Origin of the sequence: Streptomyces laurentii (genome assembly GCF_040635425.1) — a bacterium.
GTDB lineage: Bacteria > Actinomycetota > Actinomycetes > Streptomycetales > Streptomycetaceae > Streptomyces > Streptomyces laurentii.
The window spans coordinates 62,260-87,828 of sequence record NZ_JBEYHT010000029.1; the positions used below are offsets into that span (position 1 = coordinate 62,260).

A 25,569-nucleotide genomic window follows, 5' to 3' on the forward strand; every position below is an offset into this window, starting at 1 on the left:
GCGCGGGCCCGCACAATGAGAGGTATGCAGCCCGTCACGCAGCCTCTCGCCCGGCCCGCCACGCGGTCCGTCGCCGTCGTCGGTCATCGCGGCGATCCGTACCGCGCCCGTGAGAACACCCTCGCCTCCGTCCGCTCCGCGTTCGCGCGCGGGGCGGACGCGGTGGAGATCGACGTCCGGCTGACCCGGGACGGTGTCCCGGCGCTGCTGCACGACGACACCCTGAAGCGGCTGTGGGGTCACGACCGGCCGCTGGCCTCGGTCACGGCGGCCGAGCTGACGGAGCTGACCGGCGCCGGGGTGCCGACCCTGCGCGAGGCCCTCGAAGCCGCCGGGGAGCGGCGGCTGCTGATCGATCTGCCGGGCGGCGATACGCGGACGGTGCGCGCGGTCACCGGCGTGGTGCACGAGTGCGGCGCGGGCGAGCGGGTGGCGTACTGCGCGGGCGGCGCCGCGATGCTGCGGGTACGGGCGGCGGACCCGGCCGCGGAGATCGCGCTGACCTGGAACTCGCTGGCCCCGCCGCGCCCGGTGCTGCTCGACGCGCTGCGCCCGAAGTGGCTCAACTACCGCTTCGGGCTGACAAGTCCGGAGCTGGTGGCACGCGTGCACGGGGACGGTCTGCTGGTGTCGGTGTGGACTCCGGACACGAAACGGAGCATGCGTAAGCTGATCATGAACGGGGTCGATTCGATCACCACCAATCGTGTCGACGTTCTCGCCGCCGCACTGCGAAAGGGCCGCACATGAACGACAGGATCCGCACCGACATCGCCCACAACGCCCGTGTGTGGAACTACTGGCTGGGCGGCAAGGACAACTACCCCGTGGACCGGGCCGTCGGCGACCAGGTGACGTCGCTGCACCCGAGCATCGGCGCGGTGGCGCGCGCGGACCGGGCGTTCCTGGGGCGCGTGGTGACGCAGTTGGCGGCCGAGGCCGGGGTGCGCCAGTTCCTCGACATCGGCACCGGCCTGCCGACGGTCGACAACACCCACGAGGTGGCGCAGCGGGTGGCGCCGGACGCCCGGATCGTCTACGTCGACAACGACCCGATCGTGCTGACGCACGCGCGGGCGCTGCTGACCGGCTCGGCGCAGGGCGCGACGGAGTACGTGGACGCGGACGCGCGGGACCCGGAGGCGATCGTCAAGGCGGCCGCGGAGACGCTGGACTTCTCCCGGCCGGTCGCGATCCTCATGCTCGGCATCCTCAACTTCGTCCTGGACACCGACGAGGCCCGGTCCATCGTCCGGACCCTGATGGCGGCTGTGCCCTCGGGCAGCTACCTGGTGCTCACCCACCCGACGGACGACCCCGAGCTGGGCGGCGAGGCGAACGCCGAGGCGATGGCGTTCTGGAACGCCAACGCGACGCCGCCGATCACCGCGCGCGGCCGCGCGGACTTCGCCTCCTTCCTGGACGGGCTCGACCTGTTGGAGCCGGGGATCGTGTCCTGCGCGCGCTGGGGCGCGCCGCGGGCGGCGGACGTGGCGCAGTACGGCGCGGTGGGCCGCAAGCCGTAATGGGCGCAGGGGGGACGGGGCGCGGGCGGGGGGTCCGCGAGCTCCGGGCATGGGGCGCGGCCCATCCGCAGGCCGTGGACGTCGGGATCGCGCTGCTCGTGCAGGCGGCGATGACGATGCCGTTCGTGGTGCCGCGCCCGCCCGACCTGGAGCCGGCGACCTGGTCCGCGTACGGGCTGACGACGCTGACCGTGGTGCCGCTGGTCTGGCGGCGGCGGGCGCCCTTCACGGTGCTCCTCGCGGTCCTGGCGACGAGCGGGCTCTACCGGCTGGCCCTGGAGGGGCCCGGGCAGCCGCTGCCGTACACGGGACTGGTCTGCGTGTACACCTTCGCCCTGCTGTCGCCGCCCCGCGCGCGGTACGCGGCGGGGCTGCTCGTCGCGCTGTCGGTGCCGGTGTCGGTGTGGCTCAACACCCAGTCGATGCGTGAACTCACCTTCTCCCTCTTCGTGTTCGGGGCGGCGTACGCGTTCGGCCGGCTCGCGGACGCCCGGCAGCGGGAGCAGCGGGCGGCGACGGAGCACGCGGCGGAACGGGCGGCGGCCCGTGAACGGGCCCGGATCGCCCGGGAGATGCACGACATCCTGTCGCACGCGGTGAGCCTGATGATCGTGCAGGCGGAGGCCGGACCGGTGGCGGTACGGGCCGCGCCGGCGCGGGCGGAGGCGGCGTTCGAGGCGATCTCGTCGGCGGGCCGCGACGCGATGGTCCAACTGCGGCACATGCTGGGCGTGTTGCGCGACGGGGAGCCGGGCGGCCCGGCGGCCGCGCCCCGTGCGCCGCAGCCGGGCGTGGGCGAGCTGCGGGAGCTGCTCGCGCGGGTGCGGGGCGGCGGTCTCGACGTACGGTACGCGGTCGAGGGCACCGAACGGCCGCTGCCGGCCGCGCTCGGGGCGACGGTGTTCCGGATCGTGCAGGAGGCGCTGACCAATGTGGTCAAGCACGCCCGGGCCCGGTCCGTGGACGTGCTCCTCGGCTACGAGCGTGAGGCGACGGGCCGGCCAGGCCGGCTGACGGTACGGGTGACGGACGACGGACGCGGCCCGCGCGGCGAGGGCTCCGGCGGGCACGGCCTGCTCGGGGTGCGCGAGCGGGCGGCGGCGCACGGCGGCTGGGCCGCGGCCGGTCCGGGACCGAAGGGGCGGGGGTTCGAGGTGCGGGTGGTTCTTCCTCTGGAGGCGGGATGACGGTCCGGGTGGTGGTGGCGGACGACCAGGAGCTGGTGCGCAGCGGGTTCGCGCTGATCCTGGACGTCCAGGAGGACATCGAGGTGGTCGCGGAGGCCGGGGACGGCGCGGAGGCGCTGGACGCGGTGCGCCGGCTGCGGCCGGACGTGGCGCTCCTCGACGTGCGGATGCCCCGGATGGACGGCATCGGGGCGTGCCGGGCGATCAGCGCGGAGACGGACTGCCGGTCGGTGATGCTGACGACCTTCGACACCGACGCGTACGTGTACGAGGCGCTGCACGCGGGCGCCAGCGGGTTCCTGCTGAAGGACGTACGGCGGGACGACCTGGTGCACGCGGTCCGGGTGGTCGCGGCGGGCGAGGCGCTGCTCGCGCCGTCGGTGGCACGGCGGCTGGTCGAGCAGTACACGGCGGCGGCCCCGCCGCACCGGGGGCCGGGGCGGGACGAGGCACGTCTTTCGGTGCTGACGGCGCGGGAGCGGGAGACGCTGCTGCTGCTCGCACGGGGCCTGTCGAACGCGGAGATCGCGGCGGAACTGACGGTGAGCGACCACACGGTGAAGACCCATGTGGGCAATGTGCTCGCCAAGCTGGGCCTGCGGGACCGGATCCAGGCGGTGATCTGCGCGTACGAGACGGGCCTGGTCACGGCGGGCGCTCCCCCGGCCGGGGGAGGCGGGACCGGGGGCCTCTCCCCCGGGCGGGCGAGCTTCTAGGCCGGGGAAGACCGCCGGTGCGGGCGATCCGCGGGGCGCGGCCGCTCAGCAGGATGGAGCCATCGACAACGACCGCGCCTCTCGCAGGAGTTCACCGTCATGAACCGCTCCGTCACCCGCACCCGTACGCTTCTCGCCGCGGCCCTGGCCGTGGGCATCGCGGCCGGCCCGCTGGCCTTCCCCGCCACGGCCGCGCCCTCCCCCGCCGCCACCACGCGGGCGGTCGACCCGGCCGGCTCCGCGCTCGCGCAGGTGATCGCCGGACTGCCGTCGAAGGGCGCGACGGCGGCCCTGGTCCGGGTCGGCGGCACCGAGGGAACCTGGCGGGGCACGACCGGGGTGCACGATCTGACCACCGGCCGCCCGGCCGACCCGGGCGCCCGCTTCCGCGCCGGTTCGGTGACGAAGGTGTTCACCGCCGCCGTGGTCCTGCAGCTGGCGTCCGAGGGCCGGGTCGACCTGGACCGGCCGGCCCGGGGGTACCTCCCGGACCTGATCCCCGCCACGTACGGCGAGGTGACCGTCCGCCAGCTGCTCAACCACACGCACGGCATCCCGGCGGCCGAGATGCCCGGCGACACCGTCGAGGAGTGGTACGCGCGCCGCCTGGACGTCCACGACCCGCGCGCCATGGTGCGGTCGGCGACCGCGCAGCCGCGCGAGTTCGCGCCGGGCGAGAAGCAGCACTACCTGAACATCGGCTACACGATCGCCGGGCTGCTGATCGAGCGGGTCACCGGCGACACCTACGAGCACCAGGTGGCCGCCCGCGTCCTCGGCCCGCTGGGCCTGCGCGACACGTACTCCCCCGGCACCAGCCCGCGGATCGAGGGCCCGCACAACCACGGCTACCAGACCATGCGGCTCGACGACGGGTCGACGGGGCTGCGGGACGTGACGGTGTGGGGCGCGACGGACGGCTGGGCGGCCGGGGACCTGATCTCGACGACGGCCGACCTGGAGCGGTTCACGCGGGCCCTGTTCGCGGGCCGGGTGGTGCGCGGGCCGCTCCTGGAGGAGATGTTCACGCTGCCGAAGGTGGCGGACCACAAGTCCGGCGAGCCGGCCGCGTACTCGGCCGGGCTGTCGATGAAGGTGCTCGGCAGGCGGGAGGTGTGGGGCAAGACCGGTGGCCGCTGGGGTTACAACGCGGCCATCGCCTCGACCCGCGACGGCGCCCGGACCCTGGTCTACAGCGTCAACTCCACGGACGCGAAGGGCCAGGACGTGAACCCGGTGGCACTGAAGCTCATGCTGGCGACGTTCGGGATGCCGTCGTCGTGACGGCGGGGCCGGTCAGCGCTTCGAGGCGCTTGATCAGGCGGCGTACGGCGAGCAGCGGCAGGATGCCGACGACGCCGAAGGACATGTCGATCACCGACCACCAGAACGGGATGCCGCGGACGGGCCCGCAGATCAGGGCGAGCGGCACGATGCCGACGCAGGCGATCATGCCGAACTCGACGACCCAGATGTTGCGGACGGGGTCCCGGTAGGGCCCGTAGAAGGCGACGGCGATGACGAGGTGGGCGAAGGCCAGCCAGTCGGTGCCGTAGAGGAGGTAAGGGGCGTCGGCGCCGGCGCCCTCGATTCCCGTACGGACCCGGGCGATCCACTCGGCGAGGCCGGGGAAGGCGTCGCCGAGCGGGGCGGCCCAGGAGGTCAACGCCTCGTCGAGGAGGCGGAGTTCGGTGACGAGCGGGAAGGCGGTGGCCCCGCTCAGCACCAGGCAGACGATGAAGACGACCAGCCAGACGCGGATGCGCGTGAGAAGGGCCCGTGGCCCGTTCGTGTCGCTCATGAAGGCAGCGTACGCCTTTCATGAACGTGTTCAAAAGTGGGTGGCGATCTTCCGTCCCAGGGCGTGCGAGACGGCCGTCGCCCCGGCCGCGAGCGCGAGCCCGACCGCCACGTCCCGGCCCCGGACCGGCCGCAGCACCCCGGCCCGCCGCAGCCGGCCGCGGGCCCAGAGGGTGAAGGGGATGACGACGACGGGCGAGGTCGCCGAACCGGGGGTGACCCCGCGCACGGCGGCGGCCTGCGCGAGATGGACCAGCCCGTGCAGCCCGAAGCCGTTCAACGCGCCCTGATAGAAGGCGGACCGCCCGCCGGTACGGGCCCCGGCGACGGCGGCGGAGCCGACGATCGCCGCCATCACACCCACGGCGGCCCGGAATTCACGGTCGTCGACGGCCCCGAGCGCCCTCCACACCGCCTCGGGCGCCCGCGGAAAGCGCTCGCGCAACAGCGGCAGATTGTCCCGCACCCAGCGAGGCCCGAAGGCGACTTCCTCCGCGTCGTGCAGCGCCCAGGCGGCGAACAGTCCATAGGTGACGAGTGAGTTGATCCTCGATTCGGTCATACGGACGGCTTATCACGCCGTGATCGCCCGACAGCGTCGCTCACGGCGTGCCGCGGATCTCACAGTCCGACGATCGCGTTCCAGCGCTTGGCGAACTCCGTGCGCTCCTCGGGCTTGATGTCCCGGGCGATGGCCAGCCGCTTCCGCATGTCGTCGTCGGGGAAGATCAGCGGGTCCTCGGCGAGGGCCGCCAGTTCCTCGTCGCCGGAGTCGGCGAGGACGTCCCGGGCAGCCGGCACGGGGCAGACGTAGTTGACCCAGGAGGCCAGTTCGGCGGCGACCTCGGGCTCGTAGTAGTAGTCGACGAGTGCCTCGGCGCTGGTCTTGTGCTGTGCCAGGTTGGGAATCATCAGCGACTCGGCCCACAGTTCGGCGCCCTCCTCGGGCACCACGAACTCGATGTCGGGGTTGTCGGCCTGGAGCTGGATGACGTCGCCGGAGTAGGCCTGGCAGGCGAGCACGTCGCCGGTCGACAGGTCCTTGATGTAGTCGTTGCCGGTGAAGCGCCGGATGTGCTTGGTGCGGACGAGCTTGTCGATCTGGTCGCACAGACGGTGGAAGTCGTCGGCGGTCCAGCGGGTGACGTCGGCGCCGTTGCCCTGCATGAGCAGCGCGAAGGACTCGTCGAGCCCGGACAGCAGGGTGACCTTGCCGCGCAGGTCGGCCGCCCACAGGTCCTTCGTGGAGCGGATCTCCCGGCCGAGCTTCTTGCGGTTGTACGCGATGCCGGTGATCCCGGACTGCCAGGGCACCGAGTGCGTCCGGCCCTGGTCGAAGGCGGGCGAACGCAGCAGCGGGTCGAGGTACTTGGCGACGTTGGGCTGCTTCGCGCGGTCCATCTCCTGGACCCAGCCGAGGCGGACGAAGCGGGCGGCCATCCAGTCGCTGATGACGACGAGGTCGCGGCCGGTCTCCTGGTGGTTCATCAGAGCCGGGCTGATCTTGCCGAAGAACTCGTCGTTGTCGTTGATCTCCTCCTTGTACTGGACGGAGATCCCGGTGCGCTTCGTGAACGCGTCCAGGGTGGGCCGCTTCGACGTGTTCGTGTCGTCGGTGTCGATGTAGAGCGGCCAGTTGGCGAAGGTGAGCACCCGGTCCCGGTCGGACAGGTCGCGGCCGGCCCGGTCGGCCGGTTCGACGTACGCCGGGGGCACGCCGCAGCCGGCGAGGAACGCTGCGGCGCCGGTTCCGCCGATCCCCCGCAGCAGTGCGCGGCGGGACATGGTCTTGCTCAGGGTCGCTGTCACGCGGACAGCTTCACGGCGGGTGCCGAGCGGGGGCAATGGACGCTCCGTCGACTCGAAGGGCGCGGCCCCGACACCCTGTCGATCAGGGTGCCGGGGCCGCGGGGGCGGAGATCCCGGGACGGGCCCGGGGAAGGACGTCGGCTCAGCCGAGGGACGTCATCACGTGCTTGATGCGCGTGTAGTCCTCGAAGCCGTAGCCGGACAGGTCCTTGCCGTAGCCGGACTTCTTGAAGCCGCCGTGCGGCATCTCGGCGACCAGCGGGATGTGGGTGTTGATCCACACGCAGCCGAAGTCGAGGGCCTTGGACATGCGCATCGCGCGCGCGTGGTCCTTGGTCCACACGGAGGAGGCCAGGGCGTACTCGACGCCGTTGGCGTACTCGAGGGCCTGGGCCTCGTCGGTGAAGGACTGGACCGTGATGACCGGGCCGAAGACCTCGTTCTGGATGATCTCGTCGTCCTGCTTGAGGCCGGAGACGACGGTCGGGGCGAAGAAGTAGCCCTTGTCGCCGACCCGGTGGCCGCCCGCCTCGACCTTGGCGTGGGCGGGGAGGCGCTCGATGAAGCCGCTGACCTGCTTGAGCTGGTTGGCGTTGTTCAGCGGGCCGTAGAGCACGTCCTCGTCGTCCGGCAGGCCGGTCTTCGTGTCGGCGGCGGCCTTGGCGAGGGCGGCGACGAACTCGTCGTGGATGGACTCGTGGACGAGCACGCGGGTGGCGGCGGTGCAGTCCTGGCCGGCGTTGAAGAAGCCGGCGACGGAGATGTCCTCGACGGCCTTGGCGATGTCGGTGTCCTCGAAGACCACGACCGGGGCCTTGCCGCCCAGCTCCAGGTGGACGCGCTTGACGTCCTTGGCCGCCGACTCGGCGACCTGCATGCCGGCCCGGACCGAACCGGTGATGGAGGCCATCGCCGGGGTGCGGTGCTCGACCATGGCGCGGCCGGTCTCGCGGTCGCCGCAGACGACGTTGAAGACGCCCTTGGGCACGATCTGGCCGATGATCTCGGCGATGAGGACCGTCGAGGCGGGGGTGGTGTCCGAGGGCTTGAGGACGACCGTGTTGCCCGCGGCGAGGGCCGGGGCGAACTTCCACACGGCCATCATCATCGGGTAGTTCCACGGCGCGACCTGCGCGCAGACGCCGACCGGCTCGCGGCGGACGATGGAGGTCATGCCCTCCATGTACTCGCCGGCCGAGCGGCCCTCCAGCATCCGGGCGGCACCCGCGAAGAAGCGGAGCTGGTCCACCATCGGCGGGATCTCCTCGCTCGCGGTGAGCGCGACCGGCTTGCCGGTGTTCTCGACCTCGGCGGCGATGAGTTCCTCGGCGCGCTCCTCGAAGGCGTCCGCGATCTTCAGCAGGACCCTCTGGCGCTCGGCGGGCGTGGTGTCGCGCCAGGCGGGGAAGGCGGCCGCGGCGGCCTCCATGGCGGCGTCGACGTCGGCCTGGCCGGACAGCGGGGAGGTGGCGTACACCTCGCCCGTGGCGGGGTTGGTCACCTCGATGGTGCGGCCGTCGGCCGCGTCCCGGAACTCCCCGTTGATGTAGTTGCGCAACCGGCGCAGCTCGGTGGTCACTGGCCACCCCTCCTGTCACGTTCCGTACCGCGCACACCGTCGTGCGGGGTACCCGTTGGGCGAGAGCCCTCAGCCTAGTCGGTTCACTGTCGCTTTCAACAGGCCCGACCCCCGCCACCTTCGGATTCAGTACATCCAAGCCCCCAGGACAACGGATTTCATCACTTTGGGGTTGCCAGACGGCGAGGTTCGGTGCACAGTGTGGGCGTGGCCAGTCGTAGCGCAGACTCCAGAACCGGAACCGGTTCGTCCCCGACGATCGACGCCGTCTCCCTGGCGATCATCGAACAGCTCCAGGAGGACGGCCGCCGTCCGTACGCCGCCATCGGCAAGGCCGTCGGCCTGTCCGAGGCGGCGGTGCGACAGCGCGTCCAGAAGCTGCTCGACCAGGGCGTCATGCAGATCGTCGCCGTCACCGACCCGCTCACCGTGGGCCTCCGGCGACAGGCGATGGTCGGCGTCCACGTCGAGGGTGACCTGGATCCGGTCGCCGAGGCGCTGACGGCCATGTCCGAATGCCAGTACGTGGTGATGACCGCGGGCTCGTTCGACCTGATGGTGGAGATCGTCTGCGAGGACGACGACCACCTTCTGGATGTGATCAACAGACGCATCCGCACCCTCCCCGGGGTGCGCTCCACCGAGAGCTTCGTCTACCTGAAGCTCAAGAAGCAGACCTATATGTGGGGAACCCGATAGCCGTGAGCAACTCCCGCAGCGATCTCTCCAAGTCCGCCTACGACCACCTGTGGATGCACTTCACCCGCATGTCGTCGTACGAGAACAACCCCGTCCCCACCATCGTCCGCGGTGAGGGCACCTACATCTACGACGACCAGGGCAGGAAGTACCTCGACGGCCTCGCCGGCCTGTTCGTGGTGCAGGCCGGCCACGGCCGCAAGGAGCTCGCCGAGGTCGCGCGCAAGCAGGCCGAGGAGCTCGCCTTCTTCCCGGTGTGGTCGTACGCCCACCCGAAGGCCATCGAGCTGGCCGAGCGCCTCGCCCACGAGGCCCCGGGCGACCTCAACAAGGTCTTCTTCACCACCGGTGGCGGCGAGGCCGTCGAGACCGCGTGGAAGCTCGCCAAGCAGTACTTCAAGCTGATGGGCAAGCCCACCAAGTACAAGGTCATCTCCCGCGCGGTCGCCTACCACGGCACCCCGCAGGGCGCCCTGTCCATCACCGGCCTGCCCGGCCTGAAGGCCCCCTTCGAGCCGCTGGTCCCCGGCGCGCACAAGGTGCCGAACACCAACATCTACCGCGCGCCGCTGTTCGGCGACGACCCGGAGGCCTTCGGCCGCTGGGCCGCCGACCAGATCGAGCAGGAGATCCTGTTCGAGGGTCCCGACACCGTCGCCGCCGTCTTCCTGGAGCCGGTGCAGAACGCCGGCGGCTGCTTCCCGCCGCCGCCCGGGTACTTCCAGCGCGTCCGCGAGATCTGCGACAAGTACGACGTGCTGCTCGTCTCCGACGAGGTCATCTGCGCCTTCGGCCGCCTCGGCACCACCTTCGCCTGCGACAAGTTCGGCTACGTGCCGGACATGATCACCTGCGCGAAGGGCATGACCTCGGGTTACTCCCCGATCGGCGCGTGCATCGTCTCCGACCGGCTCGCCGAGCCGTTCTACAAGGGCGACAACACCTTCCTGCACGGCTACACCTTCGGCGGCCACCCGGTCTCGGCCGCGGTCGGCCTCGCCAACCTCGACCTGTTCGACCGGGAGAAGCTGAACCAGCACGTCCTCGACAACGAGGGCAACTTCCTCTCCACGCTGCAGAAGCTGCACGACCTGCCGATCGTCGGCGACGTCCGCGGCAACGGCTTCTTCTACGGCATCGAGCTCGTGAAGGACAAGGCCACCAAGGAGTCCTTCAACGAGGAGGAGACCGAGCGCGTCCTGTACGGCTTCCTCTCCAAGGCCCTCTTCGAGAACGGCCTGTACTGCCGGGCCGACGACCGTGGCGACCCGGTCATCCAGCTGGCCCCGCCGCTGATCTCGGACCAGTCCACGTTCGACGAGATCGAGCAGATCCTCCGCGCCACCCTCACCGAGGCCTGGACGAAGCTGTAAGTCTCGACGCGCGCCACGCCGCCCTCACGGCGTGTCACCCCGGCCCGGACCTGCCGCCATCCGAGTGGATGACGGCGCGTCCGGGCCGCGTGCGCGCGTACCGCCCGCCCCGAGTCCCTACGGTGCGAAGCGGTGCCCTCGACGGGTGGCGTACCGATCACGCCGGGCGCGCGACGCCCCGGCCCTCCGGCCCCCGCTCCCCGATCCGGCCTGACCGGCACGACACCCCGCGAGCGCCCCAGTGACCGACCGGCCCGCCCGGTCGTTCCCCCGACTGGGGGGACACCACCGACCGGCTCCGACATCGAGGTGTGCACGAGATGGCCCCACCGGACAACGACGTGCTCTGGGCGCGTTCCCTGCGCTGCAGCCTGGGCGGCCGCGCGAGCGCCGCCGACGTGCTCACCGGGATCAACGTCGGCGTACGCGAAGGCGAGATCCTCGCCGTCGTCGGCCCCCGCGGCAGCGGCAAGACCACCCTGCTGCGCTGTCTGTCCGGACAGACCGTCACCCAGGAGGGCGAGGTCTGGTTCAACAGCGCGCCCGTGCACACCATGAACCGCGCCCAGCGCGAACGGCTCCGCCGCGACCGCTTCGGCTGGATCGACCCCGAGCCCGACCTGGTCCCCGAACTCACCGCCTGGGAGAACACCGCCCTGCCGCTGCTGCTGCGCGGCACCTCCCGCCGCGCCGCCAAGACCGCCGCCGCCGAATGGCTGGAGCGCCTCGACATCGGCACCTGCGCCCGCACCCGCCCCGCCTCCCTCACGCGCGCGGAGCGCCAGCGGATCGCCACCGCCCGGGCCCTGATCACCAGCCCCGCCGTGCTGTTCGCGGACGAACCGACCGCCACCCTCCACAGCGCCGACGCCGCACAGGTGCTGCGCACCCTCACCGCCGCGGCCCGCTCGCACGGCATCACCGTGCTCCTGGCGACCCACGACCTCGGCGTCGCCGCCCTCGCCGACCGGACGATCGCGCTCCGCGACGGACGGCGCGTCGGCACCACCACGCCGGCCACCGGGGCGGAGGGCGTCACGGCGTGCTCGCTCTCCGTCTAGTCACCGGGTCCCACCCGCTCGTCCAGCTCCGCCGCCTGCTGGTCGCCACGGCCGCCGCCGGCGTCGGCTTCCTCCTGCTGTGCGCCCTCGGCTACGCGGCCGGCCACCCCGCCCGGTCCTCCGACGCCGCGCTGCGCCTGCTGTGGTGCCTGCCGCCGCTCGTCGCCACCGTGCAGTTCGCGGTGGCCGTCGCCCGGACGGACCCGAGCACCCGGCCCCGGCCCGGCCTGTCCGCGGTCGGCCTCGGCCCCGGCCGGCTCACCGTGATCGCCGCCGCCTCCACGGCCGTCGCCTGCGCCCTCGGCTCCCTCCTGGCCCTCCTCTTCTACCTCCACCTGCGCGGTGACATCACCGGACTCCCCTTCGACGGCGCCGCCGCCGACCTGCTCGCCGCCGACCGGCCCCTCCCGCTGGCCGGCGCGCTCACCCTGCTCGCCCTCGTCCCGGTCGCCGCGGCGACGGCGGCCGGCCTCGCCCTGCGCCCGGGCCGCCCGGAACCCGCCCCCGACCGCTCCCCCACGGCCGGAATGCCCTGGGGCGTGGCCCTGCTCACCGGGGGCCTCGCCGTGGAGACGTACGCGGCACGCGGCGACGGCGGCGGGCTGTTCGCCGGCTGGTTCCTCACCGCGATCGGCCTGGCCATGATCGGCCCGTCCCTCACGTACGCCTGCGGCCGCCTGCTCCAGACGGCCCGCCCGGGTGCGGTACGGCTGCTCGCCGGCCGCGTCCTGATGACCGAGTCCCGCCGCCTCGGCCGCCCCCTCGGCATCCTGGCCGCGGTCGGCTCGGCCGGGGTCGCGGCGGCCACGTACTACGGCGGGGCGGCGTTCGGCCCGCTCACCTGGCTGGGCGCGCTCGTGGTCGTCGGCTGCACCACGGCGACCCTGCTGACCGCGGCCCTCGAAGCCCGCCAGTCCCGCGCCCGGACCACCGCCGCCCTCCACCGACTCGGCGCCCCGCCCACGATCCTCCGCACGACGGCACTGCTGCGGGCGGGGGCCCTGATCGCGGTGTTCGTGCCGCTGACATGGCTGGTGGGAACACTGGCGGCGATCCCCCTCCAGAAGTAACCCTTCACCCCCTCGTCGCCGGCCCCCTCCTCTCGTGGCCCCATGACCCGCCCCCGCCCCCGCCCGCGTCCCCGTCCCCACCACCGATGCCGTCCTCCTCGGCTGCGCCCTGCTGCCCGAGGCCGCCGCCAAGGTCCGCGCGGACGGTGCGCTGGTGTTCCCGCCGGTGCCGCATCTGCCGTTCGACCCGTACCGCGCCCGGCTGTACGGGCCGGACGAGCTGTACGACGCGGCGAACCTGGGCGCGCACACCGTGCCGTTCGAGGACGGGGTGCTGGACAAGGCGCTGGACGTCCGCTCCGCCGCGCCGTCGTTCACGCCGTCGGTGACGGACTGGGCGCGCGGCGTTCGAGGTCCGGGCACGGTGGCCGCGCGGCGGCCACTCGGTGGGCATCCCGACCTGGTTCTACGGCCGCGAGCCGCCGAACGCCTTCGCGTCCCAGGTGGCCAAGTACTTCGCCAACGCGATCCGCGAGGACGGCCTGCCGGCGCGCTCCACGGCGGGGGTCGTCTTCCTGCCGGGCGCGGCCGGCACGGTGCAGGAGATCTTCGACGACGCGACGCCGAATGAGCGGAGAATCCGCGCGCGCCGCCGGGCCGGCCCGGGGCAGAATCCACGGCGATGGATGTCTTCGTGTGTACGGGGTGTGGGGCGGCCCTGACGGCCCCGGTGGCGCGGGTCCCGCTTCCGCCGGAGGCCCACGGCCGCTACGGGCACGTCCCGATGCCGCCGCTGATGGAGCCGGGGACGTACGCGGTGGATCCGGTGCCGTCGGGCCCTCCGTACCGGAAGTGGGAGGCCGTCGGGGAGGCGGAGGCGGCGGCCCGGGGGCTGTTCGCGCCGGTCTGGCCCGTGTCCTTCGGCCGGGCGGGGCGGATCGTGACCGCGCCGGGCGACACCCGCGGCACGGTACTGATCCCCGAGCACTCCGGCGATGCCTGCCTGGGCATGTGCGCCGGGGAGCGGCCGAACATGGCGTGCGCCGCGTGCGGGCTCCTGGTGGCGTCCCGGGAGGACGACTGCGGCATATGGCAGGCGGTGTGGATGGAGCCGGACGCGGTACGCCGGGTGCCGACCGGCCTGCCCGTCCCGGCCCCGGTGTTCACGCCGGCCCCGCCGGACACCCCGGCCGGCGGCCGGCACGACCGCTGGTCGGCGGCCGCGGGCGCGGCGCTCGCCCATCTGCTCGCGGCCTCGGGCGGCGACCGGCTCGAACTGCCGGGCGGCTACGCCGACCTGATGGTCGCGCGGGCACTCGGCCGGCTGCTCCCGGCGGACGGGCCGGCGCGCCGTGTGGGACTGGTGGGCGACGGGGACCCGGACATCGCGTTCGTCCCGTACAGCGCACCCGACGCCGGCACCGCGATCCCCGTCCCACTGCCCGACGGCATCTGGGCCTGTCTCGCGCTGCCCGGGGAGACGTCCCCTCTCCCCGCGTCGGGCACGCTGCCGGCCGGGGTGCTGCGCGACGACTATCCGCTGCCCGACCACCCCACGGGGACCGTCTCCCCCGACCGGGCCGTGTTCCTGCGGACGCTGGCCCGGATGCCGGCGGTCCGCCGGCCGTGGCTGCGGGCGCTGTACGACCGGGTGTGGGTGGACCACGTACCGCTGTGAGTTCCCTCCGGTGCCTCGGGAACGGTCGGAGTCCCCGCCCCGTACGGCGGTGTCCCCGCCCTGCGAACCGGGGCCGCTACGTATCGGAGGGGCCGAGCACGACCACGTCCTCCGCCTCGAACACCACGTCCACCTCGGCGCCGCCCTCCGGCGCCTCCCGCAGGCCGAACTCGGCCTCCAGAAAGGGCCCTTCGGCGGGCTGGAGGGTGACGGTGACGCGGGTGCCGCGGAAGGTGCGGGCGGTGACCCGGCAGGCGAGACCGTCGCCGGACGGGGCGAGACGGACGCCGGCGGGGCGGACGAGGAGGGAGCGCTCGCCCTGCGGAGCGCCGTCGGGGACGGGGATCTTGCCCCAGACGGTGGTGGCCGCGGCACCGGCGACGGTGGCGGGGACGATGTTGTCGAAGCCGAGGAAGCGGGCGACGAACGCGTCCGCGGGCGCCTGCCACACGTCGAGCGGTGTGCCGGACTGGGCGATCCGCCCGTCGCGCATGACGACGATCCGGTCGGCGAGCGCGAACGCCTCGCCCTGGTCATGGGTGACGGCGAGCACGGTCGTCCCCAACGTCCCGAAGAGCCGCCGCAGTTCGACGACGAGCCGCTCACGCAGGCCGCGGTCGAGCTGGCCGAGGGGTTCGTCGAGCATGAGCAGTCGAGGGCGGGGCGCGAGGGCGCGGGCGAGGGCGACACGCTGCTGTTCGCCGCCGGACAGCGCGGACACGGCACGTCGTCCGGCGCCGGGCAGGCCGACGAGGTCGAGCAACTCCTCGACCCGCGCGGTCTGTTCGCTCTTCGGAGCCCCGTGCATGCGCAGTCCGAAGGCGACATTGCCGGCGACGTCGCGCTGCGGGAAGAGCTGGTGGTCCTGGAACATGAGGCCGACGCCGCGCCGGTGCACGGGCACCGCCGCCTGGTCGGCGCCGCCGAGCAGGACCCGTCCGCCGTCGAGCGGCTGGAGTCCGGCGACGGCCCGCAGCAGCGTGGACTTGCCGCTGCCGCTGGGTCCGAGCACGCACACGATCTCGTGCTCGGCGACGTCCAGGTCGACGGCGTCGAGGACGGCACGGCCCGCGAACCGTACCGTCGCGCCGGTGAGCGTCAGCATCAGAACTCCCCCGTCGTCCGGTCGGTGCGCAGCCGTTCGAGCAGCAGCAGGGACACCGCGCACACCACCATCAGGATCGTCGAAAGGGCCATGGCCTGGCCGTAGTTGAGGTCGCCGGGCCGGCCGAGCAGCCGGGCGACGGCGACCGGCAGGGTCGGGTTGTCGGGGCGGGCGATGAACACCGTCGCGCCGAACTCGCCGAGGGACACGGCGAAGGCGAACCCGGCGGCGATGAGCAGCGCCCGCCGCACCAGCGGCAGGTCGACCTCGCGCCAGGCCCGCCATGGCGACGCCCCGAGCACGGCGGCGGCCTCCCGCAGCCGGTCGTCCACGGCCCGCAGCACCGGCAGCATGATCCGTACGACGAAGGGGACCCCGACCAGGGCCTGCGCGAGCGGCACCAGGATCCAGCTGGCGCGCAGGTCCAGCGGCGGTTCGTCGAGGGTGATGAGGAAGCCGAAGCCGACGGTGACGGCGGACACCCCGAGCGGCAGCATCAGCAGCGCGTCGAAGCCGCGCACGAGCCGCCCGGATCCGCGCCGGGTGAGCGCGGCGGCGGCGAGGCCGCCGATGACGACGGCGATCGCGGTGGCGGCGAGCGCGTACCGCAGGGAGTTGACCAGGGTGTCGGTCATCGGTACGAGGAAGGTGCCGCTGTCGTCGACGGACTGCAACGCCCGGTAGTAGTCGAGCCCGTAGCCGTCCGGGGTGGCGAAGGAACGCTCGACGAGGACGGCGAGCGGGGCGAGGATCAGCAGCGCGACCGACAGGAGTACGCCGCCGAGCAGCGCCCGCTGGCCGGCACCGCGCGGCCGGCGCGCGGTCCGCTCCGCCGGGACGAGCTTCAGCGCGGTCTCCCGGCGCCGTACCGTCCGGGCGTGCAGGGCGAGGATCGCGCCGACCGCCGCGAACTGCACGAGGGTGAGGACGGCGGCCGTGGACAGCTGGAGCCGGTCGGCGGTCTGCCGGTAGATCTCGGTCTCCAGCGTGGAGTACGCGGGGCCGCCGAGGATCTGCACGATGCCGAACGAGCTCGCGGTGAACAGGAACACCATGACCGCGGCGGAGGCCACGGCCGGCCCGAGCGCGGGCAGCGTCACCGTCCGCCAGGCCCGTAGCCGCGACGCGCCGAGGACCCGCGCGGCCTCCTCCTGACGCGGGTCGAGCTGCGCCCACAGACCGCCGACGGTGCGGACGACGACCGCGTAGTTGAAGAAGACATGGGCGAGGAGGATCGCCCACACGCCGGTGTCGAGCCGTAGCCCCCACAGCTCGTCGAGCAGCCCGCGCCGGCCGACCAGGGCGAGGAACGCCGTACCCACCATGACGGTGGGCAGCACGAACGGCACGGTGACGACGGCGCGCAGCAGCCGCTTGCCGGGAAATTCCAGGCGCGCGAACACATACGCGCCGGGCAGCGCGACGAGCAGGGTGAGCGCGGTGGAGGCGAGGGCCTGCCACAGCGTGAACCACAGCACGTCGAGGATGTCCGGCCGGGTCAGCGTCTCGCCGAACCGGCCGAACGCCCACTGCCCGTCCGGCCGGAGCCCGCGCCCCACGATGGAGGCGACGGGCCAGGCGAAGAACAGCGCGAAGAACGCGACGGGCAGCAGCATCAGCCCGAGCCGCGCCGCGTTCCCCCCGCGCCCCGGGGCGGTCCGGGTCACTTCAGGACGAGCGAGGTCCACTGCTGGATCCACGGGTCACGGTTGTCGGCGATCTTCTTCGGCTCCATCGTCTCCGGCTTGTCGACGACCGCGCCGTGCGTGGTGAACAGGGCGGGAAGCGTCGCGTCGTTCGTGACCGGGTTGACGAACATCTGCAGCGGCAGGTCGTCCTGGAACTTCTTGGAGATCAGGAAGTCGAGGAGCGCCTTGCCGCCCTCCGGGTTCCGCGCCCCGTCCAGCAGGCCCGCGAACTCGGTCTGCCGGAAGCAGGTGCCGGTGGCCACGCCGGTCGGCGCGGTCTTCGGCTGCGGGTCGGCGTACAGCACCTCGACCGGCGGGGAGGAGGCGTAGGAGACGACGAGCGGACGGTCGCCCTTGGCCTTCTTGCCGCCGGCCGAACCGGAGAACTCCTGGTTGTAGGCAAGCTCCCAGCTGTCGACCGTCTTGACGCCGTTGTCCTTCAGCTTCTTCCAGTAGTCGGCCCAGCCGCCGTCGCCGTAGTGGGCGGCGGTGCCGAGCAGGAAGCCGAGGCCCGGGGAGGAGCGCTCGGGGTTCTCGACGACGAGCAGATCCTTGTACGCGGGCTTCGCCAGGTCGTCGAAGGTCTGCGGCGGGGCGAGCTTCTTGCTCGCGAAGTACGCCTTGTCGTAGTTGACGCAGATGTCGCCCGAGTCGATCGGGGTGACCCGGTGCTCGGCCTTGTCGAGCTGGAGGGCGTCGGGGACCCGGTCCAGGCCCTTCGCCTCGTACGGGGTGAAGATGCCGTTGTCGAGGGCGCGGGACAGCAGGGTGTTGTCGACACCGAAGAAGACGTCGCCCTGCGGGGAACCCTTGGTCAGGATCTCCTTGTTGACGGCCGCGCCGGCGTCGCCGCTCTTGAGGACCTTGACCGTGTAACCGGTCTGCTTCGTGAAGGCGGCGAGCACCTCCTTGGAGGCGCTGAAGGAGTCGTGGCTGACGAGCGTGACGGTCTTGCCGCCCGTCTTGCCGCCGCCGGCCTCGTCCTTGCCCCCGTCCGCACCGCCACCGCACGCGGCGAGGGTGGTGACACCGAGCGCGCTCACGAGCGCGACGGCGGCCAGCTTGCGGCTGCTCATCTTGGTGTGCACTGGTTTTCCTCCTGGGTGTGACCAGGAAGAGACGCGGCCCTGCCCGCTCCCGGAGGTCCGGGCGCGGGCAGGGCGCAACAGCTCGAGTCTCGTCCGAACTTCCTACCCAGAATGACCTGGGCGAGGTTCAGAGGGTCTGCGGTCCCCCGGCCACCGGCCGGTCACCGCACTCTCAGCGCTGTGGCGCTCCCCTGTCGGAATATGCAGATGTGTTCGAGCCCAGGGTACAAGCCCGGGGCGGGACCGTCACCGGGCGGCCGAGGTCAGCGCTCGGAGGCGGCCAGCTGCCCGCAGGCGCCGTCGATCTCCTGGCCGCGGGTGTCACGGACGGTGACCGGAACGCCGTGGGCGGCGATGGCCTCCACGAACGCCTTCTCGTCCTCGGGACGGGACGCGGTCCACTTCGAGCCGGGCGTCGGGTTCAGCGGGATGAGGTTGACGTGCACCCTCCCCCTGGCTCCGCCGGAGGTACCCCCACCCTTGAGCAGCCGGCCGAGCAGGTCGCCGCGCCACGCCTGGTCGTTGATGTCGCGGATCAGCGCGTACTCGATGGAGACCCGGCGGCCGGACTTCTCCGCGTACTCCCAGGCCGCGTCGAGGACCTCGCGGACCTTCCAGCGGGTGTTGACGGGGACGAGGGTGTCGCGCAGCTCGTCGTCGGGCGCGTGCAGCGACACGGCGAGCCGGCACTTGAAGCCCTCGTCGGCGAAGCGGTGGATGGCCGGGACGAGACCGACGGTGGAGACGGTGATGCCGCGCTGCGACAGGCCGAGGCCGTCGGGCTCCGGGTCGGTGAGGCGGCGGATGGCGCCGACGACCCGCTTGTAGTTGGCGAGCGGCTCGCCCATGCCCATGAAGACGATGTTCGACAGCCGGGCCGGTCCGCCCGGGACCTCGCCGTCGCGCAGCGCGCGCATGCCGTCGACGATCTGGTGGACGATCTCCGCCGTCGACAGGTTGCGGTCCAGGCCAGCCTGGCCGGTGGCGCAGAACGGGCAGTTCATGCCGCAGCCGGCCTGCGAGGAGATGCACATGGTGACCCGGTCCGGGTAGCGCATCAGGACCGACTCGACGAGGGTGCCGTCGTGCAGCTTCCACAGCGTCTTGCGGGTGGTGTCGTCGTCGCAGGACACGTGCCGGACGACCGACATCAGATCGGGCAGCAACTCGCCGGCCAGCTTCTCGCGGGACGCGGCGGGGATGTCGGTCCACTCGGCCGGGTCGTGCGCGTACCGGGCGAAGTAGTGCGTGGACAGCTGCTTGGCGCGGAACGGCTTCTCGCCGATCGCGGCGACCGCTTCCTTGCGCTCGGCGGGCGTGAGATCGGCCAGGTGCCGCGGGGGCTGCTTGGCCCCGCGGGGGGCGACGAAGGTCAGTTCTCCGGGAAGTGGACGGGCCACGGCGGGCGTCTCCTCAAGACGACGAGGTCCGACGTCCCCACGGTGGCGGGGAGTACGAAGGGCCCGCGGCGACACGCCACAGGCCCTTCCAGCGTACCGCTGTCGTCCGTCAACCGGTGCCCACGAAGAGCGCCAGCAGCAGCCACACCACCGGCGCCGACGGCAGGAGCGAGTCGAGCCGGTCCATGATGCCGCCGTGCCCGGGGAGCAGCGTGCCCATGTCCTTGATGCCGAGGTCCCGCTTGATCATCGACTCGCCGAGGTCGCCGAGCGTGGCGCTGGCCGCGACCGCGAGGCCGAGCAGCAGGCCCTGCCACCACACGCCGTCGTCGATCAGGAACTCCATGCACAGGGCGCCCGCCGCCATCGTGAAGGCGATGGCGCCGGCCAGGCCCTCGCGGGTCTTGCCGGGGCTGATGCGCGGGGCGAGCTTGTTCTTGCCGAAGCGCCAGCCGACCGCGTACGCGCCGGTGTCGCTGACCACGGTCAGCAACAGGAAGGTGAGCACCCGCCACGGGCCGTCGTCCGGGGTCAGCAGCATCGTCACGAACGTCGCCAGGAACGGCACGTAGAACAGGGCGAACACGCCCGCCGTGACGTCCTTCAGATAGCCCTCGGGCGGTTCGATCATCCGCCAGACGAGGACCGCGAGCGCGGTGAGCGCGGTGGCGACAAAGGCGCCCTCGGCACCGCGCACGTATCCGGCGACGACCATGGCGGCGCCGCCGACGGCGAGCGGGATCAGGGGGGCCTTGATCTCCTTGCGTTCCTTCAGCCGGGAGGTCAGCTCCCACAGGCCGACGACGACCGCCACGACGACGACGGCGACGAAGGCCGGCTTCCAGATGAAGAGGGAGGCGATGATGACGGCGCCGAGGCCGACGCCGACTCCTATCGCCGCGCCCAGGTCACGGCCCGCGCTCTTCTTCTGCCGCGACTGCTGCCGCCGGGGCGGGGGCGTGGCCGCGGGCGGCTGGGAGGGGCTGGACATGGGCTCCTGCGGGTGCTCGTGCGGCGGCGTCTGGTCGTGCGGCGCGCTCGGGTGGAACCCCGGTTCACCGGGTCCCGGCTCGGGCGGCGACGCGTGCGCGTGGGCCGGTGCCGGGTATGCCGGGTCGTACCGGAATCCCTGCTCCTGGCCCGGTCCGTGACCGGGTCCGTATCCCGGCCCCGGCTCCTGCGGGAACGCCGGATTCCGCGGGAATCCGACCCCCTGCGGGAAGCCGTGGCCCTGCGGGGTCGCGGGGTCCGGGAACGCGTGGTCACGCGCGTGGTCACGCGGCGAGTGACCGCCCGGCTGGGCGGCCCCCCGGCCGTGAACGTCCTGGTCGTCGCCGGCGGGCACCTCGGACACGACGGGCAGAGGCCGCGTCTGCGTCACCGGGTGCCCGTCGTGGGCGTGGGCGGGACCCGCCGGGGCAGGCCCCTGGTAGGGCCCCGGATGACCGGATCCGGCCGGGGCCCCCCAGGATGACTCGTTCATCAGACCTCGAGGAGCTCGGCTTCCTTGTGCTTGAGCAGCTCGTCGACCTGCGCCACGTGCTTCGCGGTGAGGTCGTCGAGCTCCTTCTCCGCGCGGCGGCCGTCGTCCTCGCCGACCTCGCCGTCCTTGACGAGCTTATCGATGGCCTCCTTGGCCTTGCGGCGCACGGAACGGATGGAGACCTTCGAGTCCTCGGCCTTGCCTCGGGCGACCTTGATGAACTCCTTGCGGCGTTCCTGCGTCAGCTCGGGGAAGACCACTCGGATGATGCTGCCGTCGTTGCTCGGGTTGACGCCGAGGTCCGAGTCGCGGATGGCCTGCTCGATGTTGCGCAGCGCGCTCTTGTCGAACGGGGTCACCACGGCCATGCGCGGCTCCGGAACGGAGAACGACGCCAGCTGATTGATCGGGGTGATGGCACCGTAGTAGTCGGCCACGATCTTGTTGAACATCGCCGGGTGCGCACGGCCGGTGCGGATCGCGGCGAAGTCCTCCTTGGCGACCACGACGGCCTTCTCCATCTTTTCCTCGGCCTCGAGGAGGGTCTCTTCGATCACCACTTGCTCCTGCGTGTCGTCGCGTTGTGTCCTGCACGGTGTACGACCGGCAGGGCTCTGTCCATCCCCCTCGCGGGGACCGTCCCCCTCGTGGGGGGGGCTGTCCCCTCGCGGGGTGGTTCCCGGTTCGGGTCAGGCCCGGGTGCCCTGGTCGCTCACGAGCGTGCCGATCTTCTCACCCTTCACCGCGCGCGCGATATTGCCCTCGGCGAGCAGTTCGAAGACGAGGATCGGAAGGTTGTTGTCACGGCACAGGGTGATGGCGGTGGCGTCGGCGACCTTCAGGTCGCGGGACAGCACCTCGCCGTACTCCAGAGCGTCGAACTTGACCGCGTCCGGGTTCCGCTTCGGGTCGGAGTCGTAGACACCGTCCACGCCGTTCTTGCCCATGAGCAGGGCCTCGGCGTCGATCTCCAGGGCGCGCTGGGCGGCCGTGGTGTCGGTGGAGAAGTACGGCATGCCCATGCCGGCACCGAAGATGACCACGCGGCCCTTCTCCAGGTGGCGCACGGCGCGCAGCGGGATGTACGGCTCGGCGACCTGGCCCATGGTGATGGCCGTCTGGACGCGGGAGTCGATGCCCTCCTTCTCCAGGAAGTCCTGGAGGGCGAGGCAGTTCATCACGGTGCCGAGCATGCCCATGTAGTCGGAGCGGGCCCGGTCCATGCCGCGCTGCTGGAGCTCGGCGCCGCGGAAGAAGTTGCCGCCGCCGATGACGATGGCGATCTCCGCACCGTCACGTACGACCGCGGCGATCTCGCGCGCGATCGCGTGCACGACATCCGGGTCGACCCCGAGGCCGGTACCTCCGGAGAATGCCTCTCCGGACAGCTTCAGCATGAAGCGGCCGGCCTTCTTGCCGTTCTTGTCGTCGCCCTGTGCGGCGCCCTGATTCATGGAGATCTCCTCGTGCACATACGAAGGAGGCCATTGCCTGGGGTCCTTGCGGCTTCCCGTACGGCAATGGCCTCCTCGTCAGATCTGCGGCCGTCCGGCGCGAACGCGGGCGGCTGCCTCAGACCCTACCGGGGTCCGGTGTACGTCGCGTACGTACGGACTCAGATGCCGACCTTGATGCGGGTGAAGCGCTTCAGGGTGACACCGGCCTCGTCCAGGATCTGCTGGACGGTCTTCTTGTTGTCAAGGGCGTACGGCTGGCCGAGCAGCGTGGCGTCCTTGAAGAAACCGTTGAGGCGACCCTCGACGATCTTCGGCAGCGCGGCCTCGGGCTTGCCCTCGGCGCGGGTGGTCTCCTCGGCGACGCGACGCTCGGTCTCGACGACCTCGGCCGGGACGTCCTCCTTGGAGAGGTACTTCGGGGCGAACGCGGCGATGTGCTGCGCGACACCCTTGGCGACCACGGCGTCGTCCTTGTCGAGCTCGACGAGGACACCGATCTGCGGCGGCAGGTCGGGCATCGTGCGGTGCATGTACGCGGAGACGAAGCCGTCGGCGTACGCGGCGAAGCGGTCGAGGACGATCTTCTCGCCGAGGTTGGCGTTGGCCTCGTCGACGAACGCCTGGACGGTCTTGCCGGCCTCGATCTCGGAGGCGAGCAGGGCCTCGAGGTCGGCCGGCTTGGTGGCGGCGACGTGGGCGGCCAGCGCGTCGGCGACGGCGAGGAACTTCTCGCCCTTGGCGACGAAGTCCGTCTCGCACTTCAGCTCGACCAGGACACCGGAGGCGTTGTCGTCGGCGATGAGGGAGACCACGGCGCCGTTCTCGGCGGAGCGGCCCTCACGCTTGGCGACACCCTTCTGGCCCTTGATGCGCAGGGCCTCGACGGCCTTGTCGACATCGCCGGCGGCCTCGTCCAGGGCCTTCTTGCAGTCCATCATGCCGGCGCCGGTGAGCTCGCGGAGCTTCTTGACGTCAGCGGCGGTGTAGTTCGCCATGAGTCTGTTTCTCTCTCGAAGTCTGAAAGATCGGGCGGGGCCACCGGGGGACGGCGGGGGCTTTGTGGGCCCCCGCCGTCGTCACCCGAAGGTCCTCAGGGTCCTGAAGAGGATCAGGCCTGCTCGGCGTCCGCGGCCGGAGCCTCGGCAGCGGCCTCGGCGGGGGCCTCAGCCGGGGTCTCGGCGGGGGCCTCGGCGGGGGCCTCGGCGGCAGCCTCGGCCGGCTTCTCGGCGGCGGCCTCGTCGGCCTTCTTCTCACCCTCGAGCAGGTCGCGCTCCCACTCGGCGAGCGGCTCGCCGGCGGCCTTCTCGCCCGGCTTCGAGTCGCCGGTCGCGGCGCCGGAACGGGCGATGAGGCCCTCGGCGACGGCGTCGGCGATCACGCGGGTGAGCAGGGTGACGGAGCGGATCGCGTCGTCGTTGCCCGGGATCTTGTAGTCGACCTCGTCGGGGTCGCAGTTGGTGTCGAGGATCGCGACGACCGGGATGTGGAGCTTGCGCGCCTCACCGACGGCGATGTGCTCCTTCTTGGTGTCGACGATCCAGACGGCGCTCGGCACCTTCTGCATCTCGCGGATACCACCAAGGGTCTTCTCCAGCTTGGCCTTCTCGCGGGAGAGGACCAGGAGCTCCTTCTTGGTGAGGCCGGAGGCGGCCACGTCCTCGAAGTCGATCTGCTCGAGCTCCTTGAGGCGCTGCAGACGCTTGTAGACGGTCGAGAAGTTGGTGAGCATGCCGCCCAGCCAGCGCTGGTTGACGTACGGCATGCCGACGCGGGTCGCCTGCTCGGCGATGGCCTCCTGCGCCTGCTTCTTCGTACCGACGAACATGATGGAGCCGCCGTGCGCGACGGTCTCCTTGACGAACTCGTAGGCGCGGTCGATGTACGACAGCGACTGGAGCAGGTCGATGATGTAGATGCCGTTGCGCTCGGTGAAGATGAAGCGCTTCATCTTCGGGTTCCAGCGACGGGTCTGGTGACCGAAGTGGACGCCGCTCTCCAGCAGCTCCCGCATCGTGACGACGGCCATGGCCATCTCCTTGGGTTCTCGGTTGTTTTCCTGACGCCCCGGCGCGCCGTGCCACGAAGGACCGAAAGGCGCTGCCACCCGTCACGAGAACCGGTGGCGGGGCGTGCGAAGTCGACCCGGTGACCCGGGTCGCCATGGAAAGTGTACGGGACCCTGGGAGCACCGGGTGACGGAGCTGTCCACAAGCCGGGAGTTATCCACAGATTCCGGCTCCGTCGGTCAGGGGTGGGCGGGGGCGGCCATGCTCATTCCATGCACATCGTCACCGCGACGGCACTGTCCGTGATCCTGCCCCTGGCCTTGCCACTGCCCCCGACACCACCACGTTCGACTCCCCCACCGCGCCCCACCCCCTCATCCGCGCACCCGGCCCGCGCGAGCTGGCCGGTGGGACCACCCCGGCCCGAGATCCTGCGCAGGTGGGAGCCACCGCCGGGCCCGTACGCGGCGGGCCACCGCGGCGTCGACCTGGCCGCACCGCCCGGCACCCCGGTCCGCGCCCCGGCGGCCGGCACGGTCGCTTTCGCCGGCCAGGTCGGCGGTCACGGCGTCCTCACCCTGACCCTCGCCGGGACGGGCACCCCGCCGCTGCGCACCACCTACGGCCCCGTTGACCCGCTGCTCCCGGCCGGTAGCGCGGTACGCGCGGGCGACCTGATCGCGCACGTCACCGCCGGAGACCACTGCCCCCGCACCTGCCTCCACTGGGGCCTGCTACGGGGCGACACCTACCTGAACCCACTGGGCCTCCTGGGCACCGGCCCGTCCCGCCTGCTCCCGCTCTGGGACCGCACGCCGGACTGACATGCCCACCGCACGACCACAGCGCTGGACGCGGAAGATCGGCAGCTTCAACAGCCGCCGGATCGCCGTGCACGAGGGCC

The 25,569-nt window shown here is 72.2% G+C and carries 24 protein-coding genes and 1 pseudogene; 12 read left to right on the plus strand and 13 right to left on the minus strand.

The genetic code is table 11. From position 1 onward, the window contains the following. The first annotated feature begins 24 nt into the window (after nt 1-24). The 5 genes from ABZ693_RS19440 to ABZ693_RS19460 all read left to right on the plus strand — a co-directional run bounded on the left by ABZ693_RS19440 (nt 25) and on the right by ABZ693_RS19460 (nt 4,713). Nucleotides 25-750, plus strand: coding sequence for a glycerophosphodiester phosphodiesterase (locus ABZ693_RS19440; RefSeq protein WP_359878548.1), 726 nt, complete (start codon nt 25-27; stop codon nt 748-750). Then, on the plus strand, nt 747-1,526 hold the full coding sequence (locus ABZ693_RS19445) for an SAM-dependent methyltransferase (protein WP_359878551.1): 780 nt from the start codon (nt 747-749) through the stop codon (nt 1,524-1,526). Before ABZ693_RS19440 ends, ABZ693_RS19445 begins: the two co-directional genes overlap by 4 nt. Continuing rightward, a complete protein-coding gene (locus ABZ693_RS19450) occupies nt 1,526-2,713 on the plus strand; it encodes a sensor histidine kinase (protein WP_435842472.1) in 1,188 nt (395 codons plus the stop codon). The genes ABZ693_RS19445 and ABZ693_RS19450 overlap by 1 nt, the downstream gene beginning before the upstream one ends. Further along, nucleotides 2,710-3,429 carry a response regulator gene (locus ABZ693_RS19455; protein ID WP_359878554.1) on the plus strand — a complete coding sequence of 240 codons (720 nt, stop codon included), beginning with the start codon at nt 2,710-2,712 and terminating at the stop codon, nt 3,427-3,429. The genes ABZ693_RS19450 and ABZ693_RS19455 overlap by 4 nt, the downstream gene beginning before the upstream one ends. 99 nt (nt 3,430-3,528) lie before the next feature. Then, complete coding sequence (locus ABZ693_RS19460) at nt 3,529-4,713, plus strand: serine hydrolase domain-containing protein (protein ID WP_359878557.1); 1,185 nt, start codon at nt 3,529-3,531, stop codon at nt 4,711-4,713. Here ABZ693_RS19460 and ABZ693_RS19465 read toward each other — a convergent pair. From ABZ693_RS19465 to ABZ693_RS19480, 4 genes are all read right to left on the minus strand, one after another. Then, the gene (locus ABZ693_RS19465) at nt 4,679-5,230 is read right to left on the minus strand and encodes a hypothetical protein (RefSeq protein WP_359878560.1); all 552 of its coding nucleotides are present in this window, start codon (nt 5,228-5,230) and stop codon (nt 4,679-4,681) included. The genes ABZ693_RS19460 and ABZ693_RS19465 overlap by 35 nt on opposite strands. A 30-nt stretch (nt 5,231-5,260) precedes the next feature. Beyond that, nucleotides 5,261-5,791 (minus strand): HXXEE domain-containing protein, encoded by a 531-nt coding sequence (locus tag ABZ693_RS19470; RefSeq protein ID WP_359878563.1) that lies wholly within the window; start codon nt 5,789-5,791, stop codon nt 5,261-5,263. A 59-nt stretch (nt 5,792-5,850) separates the two neighbouring features. Continuing rightward, nucleotides 5,851-7,014 carry an ABC transporter substrate-binding protein gene (locus tag ABZ693_RS19475; RefSeq protein ID WP_359878605.1) on the minus strand — a complete coding sequence of 388 codons (1,164 nt, stop codon included), beginning with the start codon at nt 7,012-7,014 and terminating at the stop codon, nt 5,851-5,853. Between the two features lie 166 nt (nt 7,015-7,180). Next, nucleotides 7,181-8,617 carry a gamma-aminobutyraldehyde dehydrogenase gene (locus ABZ693_RS19480; protein ID WP_359878565.1) on the minus strand — a complete coding sequence of 479 codons (1,437 nt, stop codon included), beginning with the start codon at nt 8,615-8,617 and terminating at the stop codon, nt 7,181-7,183. Nucleotides 8,618-8,809: 192 nt separating this feature from the next. On the opposite strand from ABZ693_RS19480, the gene ABZ693_RS19485 reads away from it, so the two are divergent. The 6 genes and pseudogenes from ABZ693_RS19485 (at nt 8,810) to ABZ693_RS19510 (ending at nt 14,438) form a co-directional block, all read left to right on the plus strand. After that, entirely contained in the window at nt 8,810-9,316 is a 507-nt protein-coding gene (locus ABZ693_RS19485) for an Lrp/AsnC family transcriptional regulator (RefSeq protein WP_359878568.1), read from the plus strand. Continuing rightward, on the plus strand, nt 9,301-10,689 hold the full coding sequence (locus tag ABZ693_RS19490; protein WP_359878570.1) for an aspartate aminotransferase family protein: 1,389 nt from the start codon (nt 9,301-9,303) through the stop codon (nt 10,687-10,689). The genes ABZ693_RS19485 and ABZ693_RS19490 overlap by 16 nt, the downstream gene beginning before the upstream one ends. Before the next feature lie 320 nt (nt 10,690-11,009). Then, nucleotides 11,010-11,750 carry an ABC transporter ATP-binding protein gene (locus tag ABZ693_RS19495; RefSeq protein ID WP_359878572.1) on the plus strand — a complete coding sequence of 247 codons (741 nt, stop codon included), beginning with the start codon at nt 11,010-11,012 and terminating at the stop codon, nt 11,748-11,750. Then, nucleotides 11,732-12,820, plus strand: a complete 1,089-nt coding sequence (locus ABZ693_RS19500) for a hypothetical protein (protein WP_359878574.1) — start codon at nt 11,732-11,734, stop codon at nt 12,818-12,820. Before ABZ693_RS19495 ends, ABZ693_RS19500 begins: the two co-directional genes overlap by 19 nt. 79 nt (nt 12,821-12,899) lie before the next feature. Further along, nucleotides 12,900-13,389, plus strand: a pseudogene (locus tag ABZ693_RS19505) (LOG family protein); the annotation flags it as partial. A 53-nt stretch (nt 13,390-13,442) separates the two neighbouring features. Then, nucleotides 13,443-14,438, plus strand: coding sequence for a hypothetical protein (locus tag ABZ693_RS19510; RefSeq protein WP_359878577.1), 996 nt, complete (start codon nt 13,443-13,445; stop codon nt 14,436-14,438). Nucleotides 14,439-14,514: 76 nt separating this feature from the next. On the opposite strand, the gene ABZ693_RS19515 is transcribed toward ABZ693_RS19510, so the two are convergent. The 9 genes from ABZ693_RS19515 to rpsB all read right to left on the minus strand — a co-directional run bounded on the left by ABZ693_RS19515 (nt 14,515) and on the right by rpsB (nt 24,685). After that, nucleotides 14,515-15,543: an ABC transporter ATP-binding protein gene (locus ABZ693_RS19515; protein WP_359878580.1), complete on the minus strand. Its 1,029-nt coding sequence runs from the start codon at nt 15,541-15,543 to the stop codon at nt 14,515-14,517. Then, nucleotides 15,543-17,159 (minus strand): ABC transporter permease, encoded by a 1,617-nt coding sequence (locus ABZ693_RS19520; RefSeq protein ID WP_359878608.1) that lies wholly within the window; start codon nt 17,157-17,159, stop codon nt 15,543-15,545. The genes ABZ693_RS19515 and ABZ693_RS19520 overlap by 1 nt, the downstream gene beginning before the upstream one ends. A 47-nt stretch (nt 17,160-17,206) precedes the next feature. Next, nucleotides 17,207-18,307, minus strand: a complete 1,101-nt coding sequence (locus ABZ693_RS19525; protein ID WP_359878611.1) for a thiamine ABC transporter substrate-binding protein — start codon at nt 18,305-18,307, stop codon at nt 17,207-17,209. Nucleotides 18,308-18,582: 275 nt separating this feature from the next. Continuing rightward, a complete protein-coding gene (gene rlmN, locus ABZ693_RS19530) occupies nt 18,583-19,719 on the minus strand; it encodes a dual-specificity RNA methyltransferase RlmN (RefSeq protein WP_359878583.1) in 1,137 nt (378 codons plus the stop codon). Nucleotides 19,720-19,828: 109 nt separating this feature from the next. Then, entirely contained in the window at nt 19,829-21,202 is a 1,374-nt protein-coding gene (locus tag ABZ693_RS19535; protein WP_435842473.1) for a phosphatidate cytidylyltransferase, read from the minus strand. Then, nucleotides 21,202-21,759 carry a ribosome recycling factor gene (gene frr, locus ABZ693_RS19540; protein ID WP_359878586.1) on the minus strand — a complete coding sequence of 186 codons (558 nt, stop codon included), beginning with the start codon at nt 21,757-21,759 and terminating at the stop codon, nt 21,202-21,204. The genes ABZ693_RS19535 and frr overlap by 1 nt, the downstream gene beginning before the upstream one ends. Before the next feature lie 132 nt (nt 21,760-21,891). After that, complete coding sequence (gene pyrH, locus ABZ693_RS19545) at nt 21,892-22,656, minus strand: UMP kinase (RefSeq protein ID WP_359878588.1); 765 nt, start codon at nt 22,654-22,656, stop codon at nt 21,892-21,894. A gap of 161 nt (nt 22,657-22,817) precedes the next feature. Next, nucleotides 22,818-23,654, minus strand: a complete 837-nt coding sequence (tsf, locus tag ABZ693_RS19550; protein WP_359878591.1) for a translation elongation factor Ts — start codon at nt 23,652-23,654, stop codon at nt 22,818-22,820. Nucleotides 23,655-23,767: 113 nt separating this feature from the next. Continuing rightward, the gene (rpsB, locus tag ABZ693_RS19555) at nt 23,768-24,685 is read right to left on the minus strand and encodes a 30S ribosomal protein S2 (protein ID WP_359878593.1); all 918 of its coding nucleotides are present in this window, start codon (nt 24,683-24,685) and stop codon (nt 23,768-23,770) included. A gap of 252 nt (nt 24,686-24,937) precedes the next feature. Between rpsB and ABZ693_RS19560 the strand changes: the two genes are divergently transcribed. Beyond that, complete coding sequence (locus tag ABZ693_RS19560; RefSeq protein ID WP_359878595.1) at nt 24,938-25,489, plus strand: murein hydrolase activator EnvC family protein; 552 nt, start codon at nt 24,938-24,940, stop codon at nt 25,487-25,489. Nucleotides 25,490-25,569 lie beyond the last annotated feature (80 nt).